The following is a 17,576-nucleotide window of genomic DNA, read 5'->3' as shown; positions in this document are numbered from 1 at the left end:
TCACCGGTGAGCGATGAGCGTCCTGCGCTTCGACAACGTCAGCAAGCGGTACGACGGCGGCCATGACGCGCTGAGCGAAGTGAGCTTCGACGTCGCGCAGGGCGAAATGCTGTTCGTCACCGGCCATTCCGGCGCCGGCAAGAGCACGCTGCTCAAGCTGATCCACCTGTCCGAACGTCCCAGCCGCGGCACCGTCGTGTTCGGCGACCGCAACCTGCTGAAGGTGCGTGGCCGCCGCATCGCGCTGCATCGCCGCGACGTCGGCGTCGTGTTCCAGGATCACCGCCTGCTCGGCGATCGCAGCGTCGCCGACAACGTCGCGCTGCCGCTGATCCTGCGCGGCATGCGTCGCGGCGACATCGGCAAGCGCGTGCGCGCGGTGCTCGACAAGGTGTCGCTGGGCGCCCGCGCCAACGCGTTGCCGTCGCAACTGTCGGCCGGCGAGCAGCAGCGCGTCGGCATCGCCCGCGCGATCGTCGGCGAACCGCGCCTGCTGGTCGCCGACGAACCCACCGGCAACCTCGATCCCACGCTGTCGGCCGAGATCATGGCGCTGTTCGAATCGCTGCCGGAACTCGGCACCAGCGTGCTCGTCGCCAGCCACGACCTCGCGCTGGTCAAGCGCATGAAGAAGCGCGTGCTGGTGCTCAACCAGGGCCGCCTGGTCGACGACATCTCGCCGGAGGACCTGGCCCAGTGAGCGCGCCGACCGCCAATGCATCGACCCGTCCGTCGCGCCCGGATTCGGGCGCGCGTTCCCGGCTTGCCACGTGGTTCGACCACCACGTCTACAGCCTCGTCGCCAGCGTCGGCCGCATGCTGCGCAAGCCGTGGGCGACCGCGCTCACCATCGGCGTGATGGCGGTGGCGATCACCTTGCCGCTCGGTTTGTGGGCGGCGCTGGGCAACGTCGAACGCTTTACCGGCACCGTGGAGCAGTCGCGGCAGATCAGCCTGTTCCTCAAGCCCCAGATCACGCTCGACCGCGCCCGCGCGCTGGCCGACCAGCTGCGCGGCCGTGGCGACATCGCCACCTTGGACCTGCGCACGCCCGAGCAGGGCATGGAAGAACTGCGCCGCAGCAGCGGCCTCGCGGAGGCGATCACCGCGGTGGAAGGCAATCCGCTGCCCAGCGTGCTGATCGTGACGCCGAAGGGCGACGAGACGATGCTCGCCGATTCGCTGCGCACGCTGCCCGAAGTCGACGTCGTCCAGCACGACGCCGCGTGGCGCCAGCGCCTGGACCAGTGGCTGCGCTTCGGCGTGCGCCTGGCGTGGGTGCTGGCGCTGCTGCTCGGCCTGGGCGCGCTGCTGGTGGTCGGCAACACGGTGCGGCTGGACATCCAGTCGCGCCGCGAGGAAATCGCCGTGCTGCAGCAGCTCGGCGCCACCGACGGCTTCATCCGCCGGCCGTTCCTGTACCTGGGCCTGAGCTACGGCCTGGTCGCCGGCGTGCTCGCGCTGGCGCTGCTCACCGCCGCCGACCACGCGCTGCGCGAGCCGCTCGCCGCGCTCGCACAGAGTTACGGAAGCCGCTTCGCGCTGCGTGGTTTCGATCTGGTCGACGCCATTGCGATCGTGATCGGCGCCGGCCTGCTCGGCTGGATCGGTGCCGGCCTGGTGACCGGCCACTACCTGCGCCAGACGCGACCGACGACATGAGCCAGGACCTCCGCCATCTCGCCAACGCCGCGCCCCGGATCATGGTGGTCGACGGCTCCAGGCTGGTGCGCAAGCTGATCGGCGACGTGCTCGCGCGCGAACTCACCGACGCGGTCGTCGTGCCCTGTGCCGACATCGCCGAGGCGCGCGCGGCGCTCGCGAACGGCGCGGTCGACCTGGTGACGACCTCGCTCGTGCTGCCTGACGGCGACGGCATCGCGCTGGCGCGCGCCGTGCGCGAATCGGCGGGGCAGGCGTACGTGCCGATCATCGTCGTCTCCGGCGATGCGCAGTCGCACCTGGAATCGCGCCGCTTCACCGAAGACGTCACCGACTACTTCGACAAATCGCTTGGCCACACCGCGCTGGCGGCGTTCATCCGCGGCTACGTGCAGCCGCAGCCGATCCCGGGCGCGCGCGTGCTCTACGTCGAGGACAGCAAGGTCGTCGCCCTGGCGACCAAGCGCATGCTCGAACGCCACGGCCTGACCGTGCTGCACTTCGTCGGCGTGGAAGAGGCGCTGGACTACCTGGAAACGCACCGTGGACAGGACGACATCGGCTGCGATCTCGTGCTGACCGACGTCTACCTGAAGGGCGCACTGGGCGGCAACGACCTGCTCGCCCGCCTGCGCGAGGACTACGGCCACGGCAAGCGTCGCCTGCCGGTGCTGGTGATGACCGGCGACGGCAACGCCGACAACCAGAGCGCACTGATCCGCGCGGGCGCGAACGATCTGGTGCTCAAGCCGATCGAGGAACGCCTGCTGGTGACGAAGACGCTGTTCCAGCTGCGCCTGGCGCGACTGCCGGAGCAGGCGGCGCTGGACGCATGAACGAGGCGGCGGACAGCAGCCACGACCGCGTCCGGCTGGACCCGTCGTGGAAGGCGAGGATCGGCGACTACCTGCAGCGGCCGGACATGCGGGAGCTCGCGTCCTTCCTGCGCGAACGCAAGGCGGCCGGCGCGCGGATCTTCCCGCCGGGACCGGACATCTTCGCGGCCTTCGACGCGACGCCCTTCGACGAGGTCAAGGTCGTCATCCTCGGCCAGGACCCGTACCACGGCATCGGCCAGGCGCACGGCCTGTGTTTCTCGGTGCAGCCCGGCGTGGCGGTGCCGCCGTCGCTGGACAACATCTTCAAGGAGATCCAGCGCGACCTCGGCCTCCCGCGGCCGGACCACGGCTGCCTGCTGCCGTGGGCGCGGCAGGGCGTGCTGATGCTCAACGCCGTGCTGACGGTGGAGGAAGGCCGGGCCGGGGCCCACCAGGGCAAGGGCTGGGAAGGCTTCACCGACCACGTGGTCGACGTGCTCAACCGCGAGCGCGAGGGCCTGGTGTTCATGCTCTGGGGCAGCTACGCGCAGGCGAAGGGCAAGGTCATCGACCCGCGTCGCCACAAGGTGCTGAAGGCGCCGCATCCCTCCCCGCTGTCGGCGCATCGGGGCTTCATCGGCTCGGGCCATTTCTCGGCCGCCAACGAGTACCTCGCCCGCCATGGCAAGACGCCGATCGACTGGTCGCTCCCTGGCCGGGCCGCGCTGCGGGTCTGAACGCGGGCTGGGCGGGCTCATCGGGGCCCCGGCGGCCCGGCGTTCGTTCGCGTGAACTTTCCGGCCCCGTTCCGGTCTATGAATGGCCCGTGCCACGGGCGTGCGGTCACGTGGTCCCGACGCCCCGCTCACGGCCCAAATGATTGATTCGCAAGCCAACAAGACGCGAAGCGACGCCGCTTCCTCTCACTTCTCGTTCCGTCCTGGCTCGTTCCTCGCTTTATCCCATCCATGAAACACTGAGGCCCTTTCGACCTTTAGCAGACCACCATATCGACTGCTAAGATGCCCCCCATGACCCAGAACACCCTGTCCCTCCCGCTGGTCTCCAACAACCTCCCGGTGCCGAGCGCGCTCGGTTCGCTGGATGCCTACGTCAACGCCGTGCACCGCATCCCGGTGCTCACCGCCGAGGACGAACAGGCCCTGGCACGCCGCTTCCGCGACGAAGAGGACCTCGACGCCGCCCGTGAGCTGGTGCATTCCCACCTGCGCTTCGTCGTCCACGTGGCCCGTGGCTACAACGGCTACGGACTGCAGATGGGCGACCTCATCCAGGAAGGCAACATCGGCCTGATGAAGGCGGTCAAGCGTTTCGACCCCGACCAGGGCGTGCGCCTGGTGTCCTTCGCGGTGCACTGGATCCGCGCCGAGATGCACGAGTTCATCCTGAAGAACTGGCGCATCGTGAAGGTCGCCACGACCAAGGCGCAGCGCAAGCTGTTCTTCAACCTGCGCAAGTCCAAGACCCGCCTGGGCTGGATGAACGCCGAGGAAGTCCGCGCCGTCGCGCAGGACCTCAACGTGTCCGAGCGCGAAGTGCTGGAGATGGAATCGCGCCTGTCGGGCCGCGACATCGGCTTCGATGCGCCGGACGAGGACGACGACAACGCGCCGCCGTCGCCGGTCGCCTACCTGCGCGCCGACGCCGAGGACCCCTCGCAGGCGTACGAGCGCGAGGACGAGGAGGACAACCACCTCGCCCTGCTGCGCGAAGGCCTGTCGGGCCTGGACCAGCGCTCGCGCGACATCGTCAAGCGTCGCTGGCTGGATTCGGAAAGCAAGATCACGCTGCAGGAACTGGCCGACGAGTACGGCGTCAGCGCCGAACGCATCCGCCAGATCGAAGCCAACGCGCTGAAGAAGATGCGCGCGCTGTTCGCGGCGTAAGTCGGCAACGCGATGCATGCGAAACGGCCCGGGAAACCGGGCCGTTCTTCGTTGCGGCCCCGCGACTCGCCGCAAGGATCGGATATCGAACCCCGCGCGTCGCGGCGAGCATGACGGCATCCAACAGGAGCCCGTCATGTTCCGCATCCACGCACTGCCCGCTGCACGGTTCGCGCCGCTGTTCGCGCTCACCGACGACGAACTCGCCGCGCGCGACATCCGCCGCGTCGTCGCCGACCAGGCCGCATCGTTTCCCTGTCGCGTGAGCCTGCGCGATGCGGAGCCGGGCGAACGCCTGGTGCTGTTGCCGTACGAGCACCATGCCGTCGCCACGCCGTATCGCGCATCCGGCCCGATCTTCGTGCGCGAGAACGCAACGGACACGACGCCGGCCATCGGCGAAGTTCCCGAACAACTGCGCCGCCGCCCGCTCTCGATCCGCGCCTACGGCGACGACGGCATGATGCGCATCGCCGACGTCGTCGAAGGCGCGGCGATTGAATCGCTCATCGCGCGCTTCTTCGATCGCGCCGACGTCGGCTACCTGCACGTGCACTTCGCGCGTTACGGCTGCTACGCGTGCCGCGTCACGCGTGCATGAACATCAGCCCGGCGGCGGTGCGTCGCGGCCGAGGATGATCCGGGCGTGCCGCTGGTAGCTCCAGTACGACCATGCCCAATTGAGCAGCACGATCAGCCGGTTGCGGAAGCCGATGAGGAAGAACACGTGCGCCGCGAGCCAGAACCACCACGCGAGCAGGCCGGACAGCTTGAAGCCGTGCAGGTCGACGACCGCCGCCATGCGGCCGATCGTCGCGAGATTGCCGAAGTCGCGATAGCGGAACGCGGGCGAAGGACGGCCCGCCAGCCGCGCCTGGATCGCCTTCGCCACGTGCGCGCCCATCTGCTTCGCGGCGGGCGCGACGCCGGGCACGGGCTTGCCGTCCTGCTGCACGCTGGCGAGGTCGCCGGCGACGAAGATCTCCGGATGCCCGGGCACGCTCAGGTCGGCCTCCACCGGCACGCGGCCGGCGCGATCGCGCGGCACGCCGAGCAGCGCGCCCAGCGGCGAGGCCGCCACGCCCGCGGCCCACAGCACCGTGCGCGAGGGAACGAACGTGTCGCCGAGCGTGTAGCCGTTCGCATCGATCGCATTCACCGGCGTGCCGGTGACGACGTCCACGCCGAGCTTCTGCAACTGCCTGCGCGCCTTCTCCGAAAGCGATTCGGGAAACGACGCGAGCACGCGCGGCCCGGCTTCGATCAGCCGCACGCGTGCGTGCGAGGGATCGATGTTGCGGAACTCGCGGGTGAGCGTGTGGCGGGCGATCTCCGCCAGCGTGCCGGCGAGCTCCACGCCGGTCGGGCCGCCGCCGACGACGGCGAAGTTCAGCCACGCGTCGCGTTCGGCGGGATCGTCGCAGGCTTCGGCGCGTTCGAACGCGAGCAGCAGGCGACGGCGGATCGCCAGCGCGTCGTCCAGCGTTTTCAGGCCGGGCGCATCCTTGCTCCATTCGTCGTGGCCGAAGTACGCGTGCGTCGCGCCGCTGGCGAGCAGCAGGTAGTCGTAGCGCAACGCATCGCCATCGGCGAGCGACACCGTGCGCGCCTGCATGTCCAGGCCGATGACTTCGCCCAGTCGCACTTCGACGTTGTCCTGGTTGCGCAGGATGTGGCGCAGCGGCGCGGCGATGTCGGGCGACGACAGGCCGGCGGTCGCGACTTGGTAGAGCAGCGGCTGGAACAGGTGGTGGTTGCGCCGGTCGATCAGCGTGATGCGGACGTCGTTGCCGGCGAGCGCGCGCGTCGCCCACAGGCCGCCGAAGCCGCCGCCCACGATGATCGCGTGCGGACGTGCGTTTGAATCCGTCATGCGCGTTCCCTTGCGTTGCAGTCGAGATGGTCGGCGATGTCGTGGTCGCGGTCGATGCGCGAGTGCTTCCGGGTGTCGCGCATCAGCGCATACACGCACAGCGACGCCGCCACGCATGCGGTCACGTAGACGTAGAACCACGATTCGTGGCCGATCTGCTTGAACCACAACGCGATGTATTCCGCCGTGCCGCCGAACACCGACACCGTCAGCGCATACGGCAGGCCGACGCCGAGCGCGCGGATGTGCGCGGGGAACAGCTCGGCCTTCACCACCGCGTTGATCGATGTGTAGCCGGTGACGATCAGCAGGCCCGACATCACCCAGAAGAACGCGTCCATCACCGTGCGCGAGGCCGCGATGCCGCTGAGGATGGTGTAGGTGAACAGCGTGCCGAGCACGCCAAAGGCGATCAGGATCGGACGCCGCCCGGTGCGGTCCGACAGCGCGCCGACCAGCGGCTGCAGCAGCATGAACACGAACAGCGATATCGCGGAGATCAGCGTCGCATCGGCCTTGCTGAAACCGCCGGTGTTCACCAGGAACTTCTGCGGGTAGGTGGTGAACGTGTAGAACGACAGCGTGCCGCCCATGGTGAGGCCGATCACGGTGAGCACTTCGCGCGGATGCTGCAGCAGCACGCGCAGGCTGCCTCGCTGCGTGCGCTCGCGCGTTCTGGCGACGGCGAAGGATTCGGTTTCCTGCATGCCGCGCCGCAGCCACAGCGCGGTCAGCGCGCACAGCGCGCCGACCACGAACGGGATACGCCAGCCCCAGTCGTGCAGTTGCTCCTCGGTGAGGAACGCGCGCTGCAGCAGCACCAGCAGCGCCAGCGCGAGCAGTTGGCCCATCACCAGCGTGACGTACTGGAAGCTGGACCAGAAACCGCGATGCTTCGATTCGGCCATCTCGCTCAGGTACGTCGCGGAGGTGCCGTACTCGCCGCCCACGCTGAGGCCCTGCAGCAATCGCGCGAACACCAGCAGCGCGGGCGCGGCGACGCCGATGCGCTCGTGGCCGGGCGCGAGGGCGATCAGCAGCGAGCCGGCGCACATCAGCAGCACCGAGAGCATCAGCGCGGCCTTGCGGCCGTGGCGATCGGCGTACAGGCCCATCAGCCACCCGCCGACCGGACGCATCAGGAAGCCCACGGCGAACACCGCCGCCGTGTCGAGCAGCTGCGCCGTGGTGTTTCCCTTGGGGAAGAAGTGCGGCGCGAAATAGATCGCGAACGCGGAGTAGGCGTACCAGTCGTACCACTCGACCAGATTGCCGACCGAACCGCTGAAGATGCTGCGCAGGCGCTGGGTGGGTGTCATCGGGGCGGTGGCATCCATGCCGATAGTTTGCCCGAACGAACCCGATGACGCGTTGACGCCGCCCTTGTAGCCCGGGTAAGCGAAGCGCACCCGGGTTGCGTCGATGCGGCCCCCACCCGGGTGCGGCCTTCGGCCTTACCCTGGCTACAGAAGCAGGAAGCCCGGCACGCGCCGGGCTTCCAGTGCATCACGCGGCAGCCTGAATGCTTACCCCAGCCGCTGCGCCAGCATCGCCTCCAGCTTGCGCTGGTCGGCGGCGAACTTGCGGATGCCGTCGGCGAGCTTGTCGGTCGCCATCGCGTCCTCGTTGTGGTCCCAGCGGAAGGTGCGTTCGTCGATGCGTGCCGGCGCCGGCGCGCGTTCGCCGCTGTCCACCAGCGCACGCGGCACCTCGCCTTCGGCATCGGCCAGCGCGTGCAGCAGATCCGGCGAGATCGTCAGGCGATCGCAACCGGCCAGCGCCAGCACCTGCCCCGTGTTGCGGAAGCTCGCGCCCATCACCACGGTGTCGAAGCCGTGGCGCTTGTAGTGCTGCCAGATGCGGGTGACCGACTGCACGCCCGGGTCGTCCTGCGGCGTCGCGGGCTTCCCGGCGCCGTTGGCCAGGTGCCAGTCGAGGATGCGGCCCACGAACGGCGAGATCAGGAACACGCCCGCTTCCGCGCAGGCCACGGCCTGGGCGAAGGAGAACAGCAGCGTGAGATTGCAGTTGATGCCTTCGCGCTCGAGCTGCTCGGCGGCGCGGATGCCTTCCCACGTCGAGGCGATCTTGATCAGCAGCCGCTCGCGGCCGATGCCGACCTGTTCGTACAGCGCGACCAGCTTGCGCGCCTGCGCCAGCGTGGCCTGCGTGTCGAAGCTGTGGCGCGCGTCGACTTCGGTCGAAACGCGGCCGGGGATGAGCTTGAGGATCTCCACGCCCACCGTCACCGCCAGCAGATCGGCGGCGTCGGACACGCGCGCGACCAGATCGGTGCCACGTGCCTGCGAGATCGCCGAGTCGATCAGCGGCGCGTAGCGCGGCAGCGAGGCGGCCTTGAGCAGCAGCGAGGGATTGGTGGTGGCGTCGAGCGGGTGGAAGCGGGCGATCGCATCGATGTCGCCGGTGTCGGCCACGACGGCCGAGTAGGCGCGGAGTTGTTCGAGCTGGTTGGTCATGGTGGGGTTGCTGTCGAGGGTCGTGTCGAGGGTTCCGCCCCATTGTGGGGGATCGCGCGTGCACGGGGTAGCGCTACCCCGCCTGTCGTGGCGCATTGCGGGACCGGGTCGTGACGGCCGCGTTGCACCGGACGCAAGCGCCTGCGATAGGCTCGCCGCAACGCCGCCCCGGCGCGTCCCCGGAATCCGCCATGGCCGAACCCGAGCGCCGCATCGCCCTGCTGATCGACGCCGACAACGCGCCGGCCGGCAAGATCGACGTGATCCTGGCCGAGGTCGCCCGCTATGGCGCGGCCAACGTGCGCCGCGCCTACGGCAACTGGAAGAGCCCGCACCTGAAGGGCTGGGAGGCGACGCTGCACGAATACGCGATCCGCCCCATCCAGCAGTTCGCCTACAGCACCGGAAAGAACGCCTCCGACATGGCGATGGTGATCGACGCCATGGACCTGCTGTACGCGCGCAACCTCGACGCGTTCGCCATCGTGTCCAGCGACGCGGACTTCACCCCGCTGGTGATGCGCCTGCTCACCGATGGCGTGAAGGTGTATGGGTTTGGCGAGAAGAAAACGCCGCTGCCGTTCGTGAACGCGTGCTCGAAGTTCACCTACCTGGAAGCCCTGGGCCAGCCGACCAGCGAGGCCGCAGCGCCTGCCACGCTGCCCAGACCCGAGAAGGAACTGCGCGGAGACACGCGCCTGATGCGCGTGCTGCGCGGCGCGGTCGAATCCGCCAGCGGCGACGACGGCTGGGCGCACCTGGGCGCGGTCGGCCACCAGATCGCCAACCGCGCCTCGCTGGATTCGCGCAATTACGGCTATCGCAAGCTGCGCGACCTGATCGAGGCCACCGGCGTGTTCGAAGTGCGCCAGGACGAGCAGGTCGTGTGGGTGCGTTTGCGGCCGCGCAAGCGTCCGCCCGCGGCGAAGAAGGAATGACCGCGTTGCCGGGACGCTAACGCCCCCCGGCCTAGACTCGCGCCATGGACGGCGGCGTCGCCCTCGCGCGGGTCCCGCATCGCTGCGCGGTGGCGCTGGCGTTGTTCGTCGCGGCGATGCTCGTACCGCCGGCGAGGGCGGCCGATCCCCATGCCGCGCCGCGCGCCGCGCTCATCGCCGAACTGCGCGAACAGTCGCGCGCCGACGCGGGCACGGCGAGGCGGATCGATCCGGCGGTGCTCGACGTCCTCGCGCGCGTGCCGCGCCACGAGTACGTGCCGGCAAGCGAACGCAACGACGCTTACGAGAACCGGCCGCTCGGCATCGGCCACGGGCAGACGATCTCGCAGCCGTACATCGTCGCGCTGATGACCACGCTGGCGAAGCCGCGCGCGGGGCAGGCGATCCTGGAGATCGGCACCGGATCGGGCTACCAGGCGGCGGTGCTCGCCGAAACGCAGGCGAAGGTGTACACGGTCGAGATCGTCGCGCCGCTGGCGAAGCAGGCGGCGCAGCGCCTGCGCCGCTATCCGAACGTGCAGGCGCGCACGGCGGACGGCTATTACGGCTGGAAGGAACACGCGCCGTTCGACGCCATCGTCGTCACCGCCGCGGCATCGTCGATTCCGCCGCCACTCGTCGAACAGCTCAAGCCCGGCGGACGCATGGTGATCCCGGTGGGCAGCAGCTTTTTCACGCAGACGCTGCTGCTGGTGGAGAAGGACGCGCGTGGTCGCGTGCGCACGCGGCAGGTACTGCCGGTGCGCTTCGTGCCGCTCACCGGTGGCCCGTGAGCGCGTCCGACCCCGCGGCGTTGCGCTTCGCGTCCGCCGGCGAACGCGCGGATGCACGGGCCGCCGGACATTCCATCGCGCTTCCCATCGCCATCGCGCTGCTGTCGGCCGCCGCGCTGGCGTGGCAGCTGTTGTTGATGCGATGGCTCGCGATCGCGCACTGGCATCCGTTCGCGGTGATGATCATCAGCCTCGCGCTGCTCGGCCACGGCGCCAGCGGTACGTGGCTGGCGTTGTGGTTGCGCGGCGCGCGGCACGCGCGGCTCGCACGCGATTTCGACGCGGCGTTCGCCGGGTGCGCGTTGCTGTTCGCGGCGAGTGCGGCGATCACGCTGGTCATCGCGCGCGCCATTCCGTTCAACGGCCTGGAACTGGTGTGGAATCCGCGCCAGCTGCTGTGGCTCGGCGCGTTGTATCTCACCTTGTCGGTGCCGTTCTTCTTCGCGGCGGCGTGCTTCGGCCTCGCATTCGCGCGACACGGATCGCGCATCCCGGCGCTGTACGGCGCCGATCTGGTCGGCGCTGCGATCGGCGCGCTCGCCGCGCTCGCTGCCAGTGCATGTCCGGTGCGTTACGGGCTGTTGATCGCGGCGTTGTGCGGACCGGTGGCGGCGTGGCTGATCGCACGCAGCGTCGCGGTGCGCGTGGCCACATGCGTCGTCGCACTCGCGCTGCTGATGACCTGGCCCACGCAGCTGCTCGCGCCGCGCCCGAACGAGTTCAAGGGACTGAGCAAGACGCTGCTGCTGCCGGGCGCGCGCGTGATCGCCGAGCGATCCGATCCCTACGGCAGTTTCGCGATGGTCGAAAGCCCGCGCGTGCCGATCCGGTACGCGCCGGGCCTGAGCCTGTCGCACGCCGCCGAGCCGCCGGCGCAACTGGCGCTCTACACCGATGGCGATGCGATGTCGCCGATCGTGCGGGACGATGGGCACTCCGACGGACAGTGGCTCGAAGCGATGACCTCGGCGCTGCCGTATCGCATGCGCACGCCCGATCGCGTGCTCGTGCTCGGCGCGGGCGGCGGCATGGAGGTGCTGCAGGCGCTCACGCTCGGCGCGCGTCATGTCGACGCGGTCGAAGGGTCCGCCCAGCGCATGCAGTGGATTCGCGGGGATTTCGGCGCCTACTCGGGCCATCTTTTCGACGACCGGCGCGTGAGCGCTTTCGTCGCCGAGCCGCGCGCGTTCGTCCGCACGATCCGCGACCGCTACGACCTGGTCGTGCTCGCAGGTGGCGAATCCTTCGCCAGCGGCGGCGCGGGCGTGCAGTCGGCGAGCGAGCAGTACGCGCTCACCGTCGAGGCGATGCGCGATTACCTGCGAACGCTCACGCCACACGGCATGGTGGTCGCGACGCGCTGGAGCAAGCAGCCGCCACGCGACGAACTCAAGCTCTTCGGCACCGTCGTCGAAGCGCTGCGTGGCGAAGGCGTGGCCGATCCGTCGCGCCACGTGGCGGCGATCCGCAACTGGGATGCGAGCACGTGGCTGCTCTCGCGCTCCGCGATCGAGCCGCGAGCGGCGGGCGCGCTGCTGCGTTTCGCCGACCGTCATGGATTCGATGTCGTGCACGCGCCCGGATGGCGTGCGCGTGCGGACGAACGCTTCCACCTGCTCGAACCGTCGACCCTGTTCGACGGCGTGCAGGCGCTGCTGTCGGCGGACGCGCGCGCGTACGTCCGCGCGTACCGCTTCGACATCGAGCCCGCGCGCGACGATCGCCCGTACTTCGGGCATTTCTTCCGCTGGCGCAGCCTGCCGGAGCTGTGGCGCCTGCGCGCGCAGGGCGGCGCTGTGCTGCTGGATTCGGGTTATCTCGTGCTGGTGGCGACGCTGGTGCAGGCGATGGTGCTGGCGCTCGTGCTCGTGCTGCTGCCGTTGCGCGCGCTGTCGCGCGATGGCGGCGCGGCGCCGCCTTCGCGGCTGCGCGTCGGCGCGTACTTCCTCGCGTTGGGGCTGGCGTTCCTTCTGGTAGAGATCGCCACGCTCTCGCGCCTGACGTTGCTGGTCGGGCATCCATGGCTGGCGGCGAACGTCGGGCTCGCCGCGATCCTGCTGTGCGCGGGGCTCGGCAGCCTGCATGCGCAACGCTGGATGTCCGGATCGCAGCCCGATGACGCCGCGCTCGCCTCGCGCATCGCGTGGGCGGTACGGGCGATCGTGCTGGGACTTGCGTGGCAGATCGCCGTCTTCGCGGCGGCGCATGCGCTGGCGTCGTCGTGGCCGTTGGCGTTGCGCGCGCTGCTGGGGTTCATCGGCATCGCGCCGCTCGCGTTCGCGATGGGCATGCCGTTTCCGCTCGGTCTCGCGCGGCTGTCGCGCAGCGCGCCGGCGTTCGTGCCGTGGGCGTGGGGGTTGAACGGTTGCGCGTCGGTGATCGCGGCGATCCTGGCGTTGCTGCTGGCGATCGCGATCGGCTTGCAGGCGACGCTGGTGATCGCGGTCGTGTTGTATGGGGCGGCAGCGTGGGTGTGGCGGGGTGATGTGCGTTAGGGCTGGTTCGCGGAATGACGATCTGGAGCGAGAGCAAAATGGGTCCAGCTTTCGCTGGAATGACGGAGTGGTGGATTGCCGGTGAGGGAGTGGCCTTGCGTTACGGGCCTGGATCCCGGCCTTCGCCGGGACGACGGAAACGGTGGCGGATGAAGAAAGCTCACGTGATCAGCTTTCCAAAGTCCCGCGTCCCGATCAATACAGATCCACCGGATCCACATCCAGCGACCACCGAACCTTCCGCGCTTCCGGGGAGGCATGGATCGCCGGAAGCGCGGCTTCCAGTGCCGCATGCAGGCTGCGGCGGTCGGCGGCGGAGAGCAGCAGCTGCATGCGCTGGTATCCCGCGCGGCGCGGCATCGGTGCCGGCAGCGGGCCGTGCAGGTCGAGTGGCGCGTGCACGTCGCGCAGCACCTCGCGTGCCATGCGCAGGAACGCCTCGCATGCATCCACTTGCTGCGCCTCCGCGCGGAACATCGCCATGTGCGCGAACGGCGGGAACCCGGCGATCTCCCGCTGTTCGAGTTCCACGTCGGCGAACGCGTGGTAGCCGCCGGCCAGCAGCGTCGCCAGCAGCGGATGGCCCGGATGATGCGTCTGCAGCAGCACCTCGCCCTTGCGCTGCGCGCGGCCGGCGCGGCCGGCGACCTGGATCAGCAGCTGCGCGAGCTTCTCCGGCGCGCGGAAATCGGCCGAGAACAGCCCTTCGTCGACGCCGACCACCGCGACCAGCGTGAGGTTGGGCAGATCGTGCCCCTTCGCCAGCATCTGCGTGCCGACCAGGATGCCGCGCTGCGTGCCGAACTTCGCCAGCGCGTGTTCGAGCGCGTCGCGACGCTGCGTGGTGCCGCGATCGATGCGCAGTACCGGCACGTCGGGAAAACGCGCGCTGAGCACCTCCTCGATACGCTCGGTGCCCGCGCCCTGCGGTTGCAGCGCCAGGCCGCCGCAGTCGGGGCAGGCGTTGGGGGCCGGACGACGCGCGCCGCAGTGGTGGCATTGCAGGCGCCGGCCGCCGCCGTGCACCGTCATCGGCGCGTCGCAGCGCTGGCATTGCGCGCTCCACCCGCAGTCGTGGCAGAGCAGCACCGGCGCGTAGCCGCGGCGGTTCTTGAAGACGAGCACCTGGCCATCGGCGTCGAGCGCGTGCGCGATGGCATCGAGCATTTCCGGCGACAGCCCGGCTTCGAGCGGCCGTTTGCGCACGTCGCACACGCGCACCGCCGGCGGCTGCGCCTGGCCCGCGCGCTGCTGCAGGCGAAGGTGTTCGTAACGGCCGGCGTGGGCGTTGCGCAGCGATTCCAGCGACGGCGTCGCGCTGCCCAGCAGCACCGGCACGCCCAGCGCCTTGCCGCGCACCAGCGCGAAATCGCGCGCGTGGTAACGGATGCCGTCGAGCTGCTTGAAGCTGCCGTCGTGTTCCTCGTCGATCACGATCAGCCCGGCCTCCGGCAGCGGCAGGAACACCGCCGACCGCGTGCCCACGACCACGCGCGCCTCGCCGCGCGCGAAGGCGGTCCAGGTGCGCGCGCGTTCGCCGTCGCCCAGGCCCGAATGCAGCGCGTGCACCGGCACGCCCAGGCGCGCGCGGAACCGCGCCAGCGTCTGCGGGGTCAGGCCGATCTCCGGCACCAGCACCAGCGCCTGCTTGCCGCGCGCGAGGCAGTCGGCGATGGCGTGCAGGTAGACCTCGGTCTTGCCGCTGCCGGTCACGCCGTCGAGCAGCAGCGCGGCGAAGCCGTGGCGCGCGGCGAGGATGGCGTCGACGGCGGCCTGCTGTTCGGCATGCAGTTCCGGGCCGGGACGCGGTTCCACCGCATAGGCGACGGCGGGCACGGCGATGCGCTCGGCCAGCTCCCGCCTGGCCAGCGCGCGGGCGGCGGCTCGCCAGTCCTCGAGCTCGACGTCGAGGCGGTCCTCGTCCAGCGCGCCGGTCTGGAGCAGGTCGGCCAACCGGCGCGGTTTGCCGGCGCGCAGGCGTTCGCGGGCGGTCTGGCCGGCTTCGGTCAGCTGCCAGGCCCAGGCGTGGGTATCGGGCAGCGGCTCGCCGCGGCGCAGCGCGGCGGGCAGCGCGGTCGCCAGCACCTCGCCGAGCGGCGCGTGCGTGTAGCGCGCCAGCCAGTTCAGCGATTCGAACAGCTCGCCGCGAAGGACCGACTCCGCATCGAGCCGGGCGAGGGCGTGCTTCAACTCGGGCGCATCCGGCTCGGCGGGCCCGGTTTCGGCGACGATCCCCACCAGTTCGCGACTGCCGAACGGCACGCGCACCCGCAGGCCGACGTCGTCCCCGCCGACCGCCTCGCCTTCCGGCGGCCGGTAGTCGAACAGGCGCGGCAGCGGCACGGGCAGGGCCACCCGCCAGACGGCGGGCGGGGTCGTGAGGGCGTCGGGCATCGGCGAAGTCTACCGGGCCCGGTCTGGCACGAAAGCCGCCGCGAAGCTTGCGCGGCATTGCTGCACCGTCTGTGACAAAAATCACGCAAGTGCCCGGCCACAAAGCGAAAACGTCCTTATCCACACGATCTGTGGATAAATCTGTGCATGGCGGGTTGCGAGCGGGGCCCGATTCCCGGAAAACAAGCCTCGCAGCTATGTTGGTGAAAAAAGTGCCAAAGCCGATATTTCTTTTGAAATCATGAGCTTAGGCGTGAAACACGGTTGTCACCCAGCTGAAGGCCGCGTTCAGGAAGCCCTGCATGACGGTCCGATTACTGCTGTGCACAACCGCTTTTCCGGCGAAGGCCGCGTCCCGCTTGGAGGAGCGGCTGGCTCAGCAATGTCAAGCGGAATTTCACCGGGCCGCGTCGTTATCATCGGCGCATGGTGATGCAGTCCCGATGAGCGTTCCGTCCGCTTCCCCCCGTCCTTCAGGCGCCCCGGCGCTGTCCGCTTTCCTGCGCGGGATCGAGCGCCGCGGCGCGGTCCTGGCGGAGCTCCAGGCCGGCGATGCCACCGCGGGCGATTCCGCGCTGGCCGACGCCATGCGTCAGTTCCGGCCGGAGGCCGGCAGCCTTCCGATGGCCGAATGGCCGCGCCGCTTCTGGTCGCTGCTGCTGGCCCAGCCGCGGCTCCAGCACCGGACGGCGGTTGCCATCGCGGTCGAGGCCACCGACCGGCTCGGCGAACTCGGCAGCGGCCCGCGTGCGGCCCTGCTGCTGCGCGTCGCCGCCGGGCTGTCGGAGGAGGAGGCCGCGGAGGTGCTCGGCGTGGGGCTGCCCAGCTACCGGCTAGCGCTCCAGCGGGCGCTCCCTCACCACGCCGACGGGCGCGCCGACCCGCTCGCCTGGCAGCAGCTGCGCGAGCAGATCCACCGTCGCATCAAGACCCTGCCGCCCGACCGGCTGGTGCGCCTGAGCTCGGCCCGCGAAACCGTGCTGCGGGGCGAAACCGGAGCGACGGCACCCCGGGCCGACGCGACTCCCGCGTCGCGTCCGCGCTGGCTGATGCCGCTGCTCTGGGGCCTGCTGGCGCTGTGCGTGGCCGGGTTGGCGGCGACCTTCCTGCCGATCGGTTCGACGGTCGACGGCGTCGGCGGCTCGCGCCGGATCGAAGTCCAGCCGCTGCCGGAAGCCGATTCGCCCGCGTCGGGCTTTGGCGAGGAAACCGCGATGATCACCCATCGCGATTTCGCGCTGCTCGCCGATCCGCAGGGCGAGGCCGCCGCGCAGGACCTGGAATTCAACAGCTGGCTGGCCGCGCAGCAGGCGGCGGGCGTCACCGCGCCGGCGCCGCCGGCCGCGCCGGTCGATGCGCCGGCCGACGAGAACGTCGCCCCGTCGCCGGTGGCGGACGGCATCGCCGGCGAGACGCAGGCGGAGACCGAAGATGCGCCGTGACCTGTCGCGCCGTCGCGGGCTCTTGTTCGCGCTGACGCTGGCGACCGCCACTGCCGTCGCGACACCGCCGGAGTTGAAGGACCTGCTCGAACGCCTGCCGCCCGCGGCCCAGGCCGGCGTGCGCGAGAACGCGCGCCGCTGGGACGGATTCCCGCCCGCGGAGCAGGCCGCCTTCCGGCAGCGCGCCGCGCAGTGGGACGCCCTGCCGCGCGCCGAGCGCGACCAGCGTCGCGAGCGTTACCAGGCCTGGCAGGCGCTGTCGCCTGGCGAACGCGCGCAGGCGCAGGCCGCCGCCGCGCAGTACGCGGCGATGGCGCCGGACGTGCAGGCCGCGTGGCGCGCGCAGTTCGAGGCGATGGATCGCAGCGAACGTCGTGGCTGGCTGTTCGGTCCGTCGCTCGGCGCGGACTACGTCGCCCTTCAGCCGCTGCTGGCGCAGGTGCCGGAAGCCGAGCACGCGGCGCTGCTGCGCACGCTGCGATCGATGACGCCGCAGCAGCGGCGCGACCTCGGCGTCCTCGCGCAGCGCACGCCACCGGCCGCCCGCGCGGAATTGCGGCGCGAGCTGGTGTCGGTCAGCGCGAGCGAGCGCGGCGACTGGTTGTGGCGGCGGTTGCAGCACTGAGCGCTGCGTTGCCGTTGTAGCCCGGCTAAGCGAAGCGCACCCGGGAATCCCTCGACGTGACGCGACCCTGGGTGCGGCCTTCGGCCTTACCCGGGCTACAAACGCGGGCGTTGCCTTGGGCCGTTGCCCGAGCCCTCGCGCGCCTCACATC

The 17,576-nt window shown here is 70.4% G+C and carries 15 protein-coding genes; 11 read left to right on the top strand and 4 right to left on the bottom strand.

The window, feature by feature from the left end:
• Window positions 1-13: 13 nt before the first annotated feature.
• The 6 genes from ftsE (at window position 14) to I4U41_RS17795 (ending at window position 4,988) form a co-directional block, all read left to right on the top strand.
• Window positions 14-700, top strand: a complete 687-nt coding sequence (ftsE, locus tag I4U41_RS17820) for a cell division ATP-binding protein FtsE (protein ID WP_206862524.1) — start codon at window positions 14-16, stop codon at window positions 698-700.
• On the top strand, window positions 697-1,662 hold the full coding sequence (gene ftsX / locus I4U41_RS17815) for a permease-like cell division protein FtsX (RefSeq protein WP_206862523.1): 966 nt from the start codon (window positions 697-699) through the stop codon (window positions 1,660-1,662). The genes ftsE and ftsX overlap by 4 nt, the downstream gene beginning before the upstream one ends.
• Entirely contained in the window at window positions 1,659-2,498 is an 840-nt protein-coding gene (locus tag I4U41_RS17810; protein ID WP_206862522.1) for a response regulator, read from the top strand. Before ftsX ends, I4U41_RS17810 begins: the two co-directional genes overlap by 4 nt.
• Window positions 2,495-3,217: a uracil-DNA glycosylase gene (ung, locus tag I4U41_RS17805; protein WP_206862521.1), complete on the top strand. Its 723-nt coding sequence runs from the start codon at window positions 2,495-2,497 to the stop codon at window positions 3,215-3,217. Before I4U41_RS17810 ends, ung begins: the two co-directional genes overlap by 4 nt.
• 294 nt (window positions 3,218-3,511) lie before the next feature.
• Complete coding sequence (rpoH, locus tag I4U41_RS17800; protein WP_206862520.1) at window positions 3,512-4,387, top strand: RNA polymerase sigma factor RpoH; 876 nt, start codon at window positions 3,512-3,514, stop codon at window positions 4,385-4,387.
• Window positions 4,388-4,523: 136 nt separating this feature from the next.
• Window positions 4,524-4,988: a DUF1203 domain-containing protein gene (locus I4U41_RS17795; RefSeq protein WP_206862519.1), complete on the top strand. Its 465-nt coding sequence runs from the start codon at window positions 4,524-4,526 to the stop codon at window positions 4,986-4,988.
• 3 nt (window positions 4,989-4,991) lie between these two features.
• Here the strand turns inward: I4U41_RS17795 and I4U41_RS17790 are convergent, their stop codons facing one another.
• The 3 genes from I4U41_RS17790 to tal all read right to left on the bottom strand — a co-directional run bounded on the left by I4U41_RS17790 (window position 4,992) and on the right by tal (window position 8,737).
• The gene (locus I4U41_RS17790) at window positions 4,992-6,260 is read right to left on the bottom strand and encodes an NAD(P)/FAD-dependent oxidoreductase (protein ID WP_206862518.1); all 1,269 of its coding nucleotides are present in this window, start codon (window positions 6,258-6,260) and stop codon (window positions 4,992-4,994) included.
• Entirely contained in the window at window positions 6,257-7,579 is a 1,323-nt protein-coding gene (locus tag I4U41_RS17785; RefSeq protein WP_242525345.1) for an MFS transporter, read from the bottom strand. The genes I4U41_RS17790 and I4U41_RS17785 overlap by 4 nt, the downstream gene beginning before the upstream one ends.
• A gap of 207 nt (window positions 7,580-7,786) precedes the next feature.
• Window positions 7,787-8,737, bottom strand: coding sequence for a transaldolase (gene tal / locus I4U41_RS17780; protein ID WP_206862516.1), 951 nt, complete (start codon window positions 8,735-8,737; stop codon window positions 7,787-7,789).
• Window positions 8,738-8,928: 191 nt separating this feature from the next.
• Between tal and I4U41_RS17775 the strand changes: the two genes are divergently transcribed.
• Genes I4U41_RS17775 through I4U41_RS17765 form a run of 3 tightly spaced genes read left to right on the top strand, consistent with a single transcriptional unit; the run spans window position 8,929 to window position 12,964 of the window.
• On the top strand, window positions 8,929-9,675 hold the full coding sequence (locus tag I4U41_RS17775; RefSeq protein ID WP_206862515.1) for an NYN domain-containing protein: 747 nt from the start codon (window positions 8,929-8,931) through the stop codon (window positions 9,673-9,675).
• Window positions 9,676-9,719: 44 nt separating this feature from the next.
• Window positions 9,720-10,469 (top strand): protein-L-isoaspartate(D-aspartate) O-methyltransferase, encoded by a 750-nt coding sequence (locus I4U41_RS17770; protein WP_206862514.1) that lies wholly within the window; start codon window positions 9,720-9,722, stop codon window positions 10,467-10,469.
• Window positions 10,466-12,964: a spermidine synthase family protein gene (locus I4U41_RS17765; RefSeq protein ID WP_206862513.1), complete on the top strand. Its 2,499-nt coding sequence runs from the start codon at window positions 10,466-10,468 to the stop codon at window positions 12,962-12,964. Before I4U41_RS17770 ends, I4U41_RS17765 begins: the two co-directional genes overlap by 4 nt.
• A 195-nt stretch (window positions 12,965-13,159) precedes the next feature.
• Here the strand turns inward: I4U41_RS17765 and I4U41_RS17760 are convergent, their stop codons facing one another.
• Window positions 13,160-15,358 carry a primosomal protein N' gene (locus I4U41_RS17760; protein ID WP_206862512.1) on the bottom strand — a complete coding sequence of 733 codons (2,199 nt, stop codon included), beginning with the start codon at window positions 15,356-15,358 and terminating at the stop codon, window positions 13,160-13,162.
• Between the two features lie 302 nt (window positions 15,359-15,660).
• On the opposite strand from I4U41_RS17760, the gene I4U41_RS17755 reads away from it, so the two are divergent.
• Together I4U41_RS17755 and I4U41_RS17750 are read left to right on the top strand one after the other, a co-directional pair.
• The gene (locus I4U41_RS17755) at window positions 15,661-16,800 is read left to right on the top strand and encodes a sigma factor-like helix-turn-helix DNA-binding protein (RefSeq protein WP_206862511.1); all 1,140 of its coding nucleotides are present in this window, start codon (window positions 15,661-15,663) and stop codon (window positions 16,798-16,800) included.
• Complete coding sequence (locus I4U41_RS17750; RefSeq protein WP_206862510.1) at window positions 16,790-17,425, top strand: DUF3106 domain-containing protein; 636 nt, start codon at window positions 16,790-16,792, stop codon at window positions 17,423-17,425. Before I4U41_RS17755 ends, I4U41_RS17750 begins: the two co-directional genes overlap by 11 nt.
• Window positions 17,426-17,576: the final 151 nt, after the last annotated feature.

This window comes from Lysobacter changpingensis (assembly GCF_017308985.1).
GTDB classification, from domain to species: Bacteria; Pseudomonadota; Gammaproteobacteria; order Xanthomonadales; family Xanthomonadaceae; genus Lysobacter_J; species Lysobacter_J changpingensis.
Note: the sequence above shows the minus strand (reverse complement) of the source record. Positions and strands in the feature narration are given on the sequence as shown.

Excerpts from the sequence above, each read along its gene's own strand:
- ftsE (WP_206862524.1), top strand. The coding sequence starts at position 14 with ATGAGCGTCCTGCGCTTCGACAACGTCAGCAAGCGGTACGACGGCGGC.
- I4U41_RS17810 (WP_206862522.1), top strand. The coding sequence starts at position 1,659 with ATGAGCCAGGACCTCCGCCATCTCGCCAACGCCGCGCCCCGGATCATG.
- ung (WP_206862521.1), top strand. The coding sequence starts at position 2,495 with ATGAACGAGGCGGCGGACAGCAGCCACGACCGCGTCCGGCTGGACCCG.
- rpoH (WP_206862520.1), top strand. The coding sequence starts at position 3,512 with ATGACCCAGAACACCCTGTCCCTCCCGCTGGTCTCCAACAACCTCCCG.
- I4U41_RS17795 (WP_206862519.1), top strand. The coding sequence starts at position 4,524 with ATGTTCCGCATCCACGCACTGCCCGCTGCACGGTTCGCGCCGCTGTTC.
- I4U41_RS17790 (WP_206862518.1), bottom strand. The coding sequence starts at position 6,260 with ATGACGGATTCAAACGCACGTCCGCACGCGATCATCGTGGGCGGCGGC.
- I4U41_RS17785 (WP_242525345.1), bottom strand. The coding sequence starts at position 7,579 with ATGACACCCACCCAGCGCCTGCGCAGCATCTTCAGCGGTTCGGTCGGC.
- tal (WP_206862516.1), bottom strand. The coding sequence starts at position 8,737 with ATGACCAACCAGCTCGAACAACTCCGCGCCTACTCGGCCGTCGTGGCC.
- I4U41_RS17775 (WP_206862515.1), top strand. The coding sequence starts at position 8,929 with ATGGCCGAACCCGAGCGCCGCATCGCCCTGCTGATCGACGCCGACAAC.
- I4U41_RS17770 (WP_206862514.1), top strand. The coding sequence starts at position 9,720 with ATGGACGGCGGCGTCGCCCTCGCGCGGGTCCCGCATCGCTGCGCGGTG.
- I4U41_RS17760 (WP_206862512.1), bottom strand. The coding sequence starts at position 15,358 with ATGCCCGACGCCCTCACGACCCCGCCCGCCGTCTGGCGGGTGGCCCTG.
- I4U41_RS17755 (WP_206862511.1), top strand. The coding sequence starts at position 15,661 with ATGACGGTCCGATTACTGCTGTGCACAACCGCTTTTCCGGCGAAGGCC.
- I4U41_RS17750 (WP_206862510.1), top strand. The coding sequence starts at position 16,790 with ATGCGCCGTGACCTGTCGCGCCGTCGCGGGCTCTTGTTCGCGCTGACG.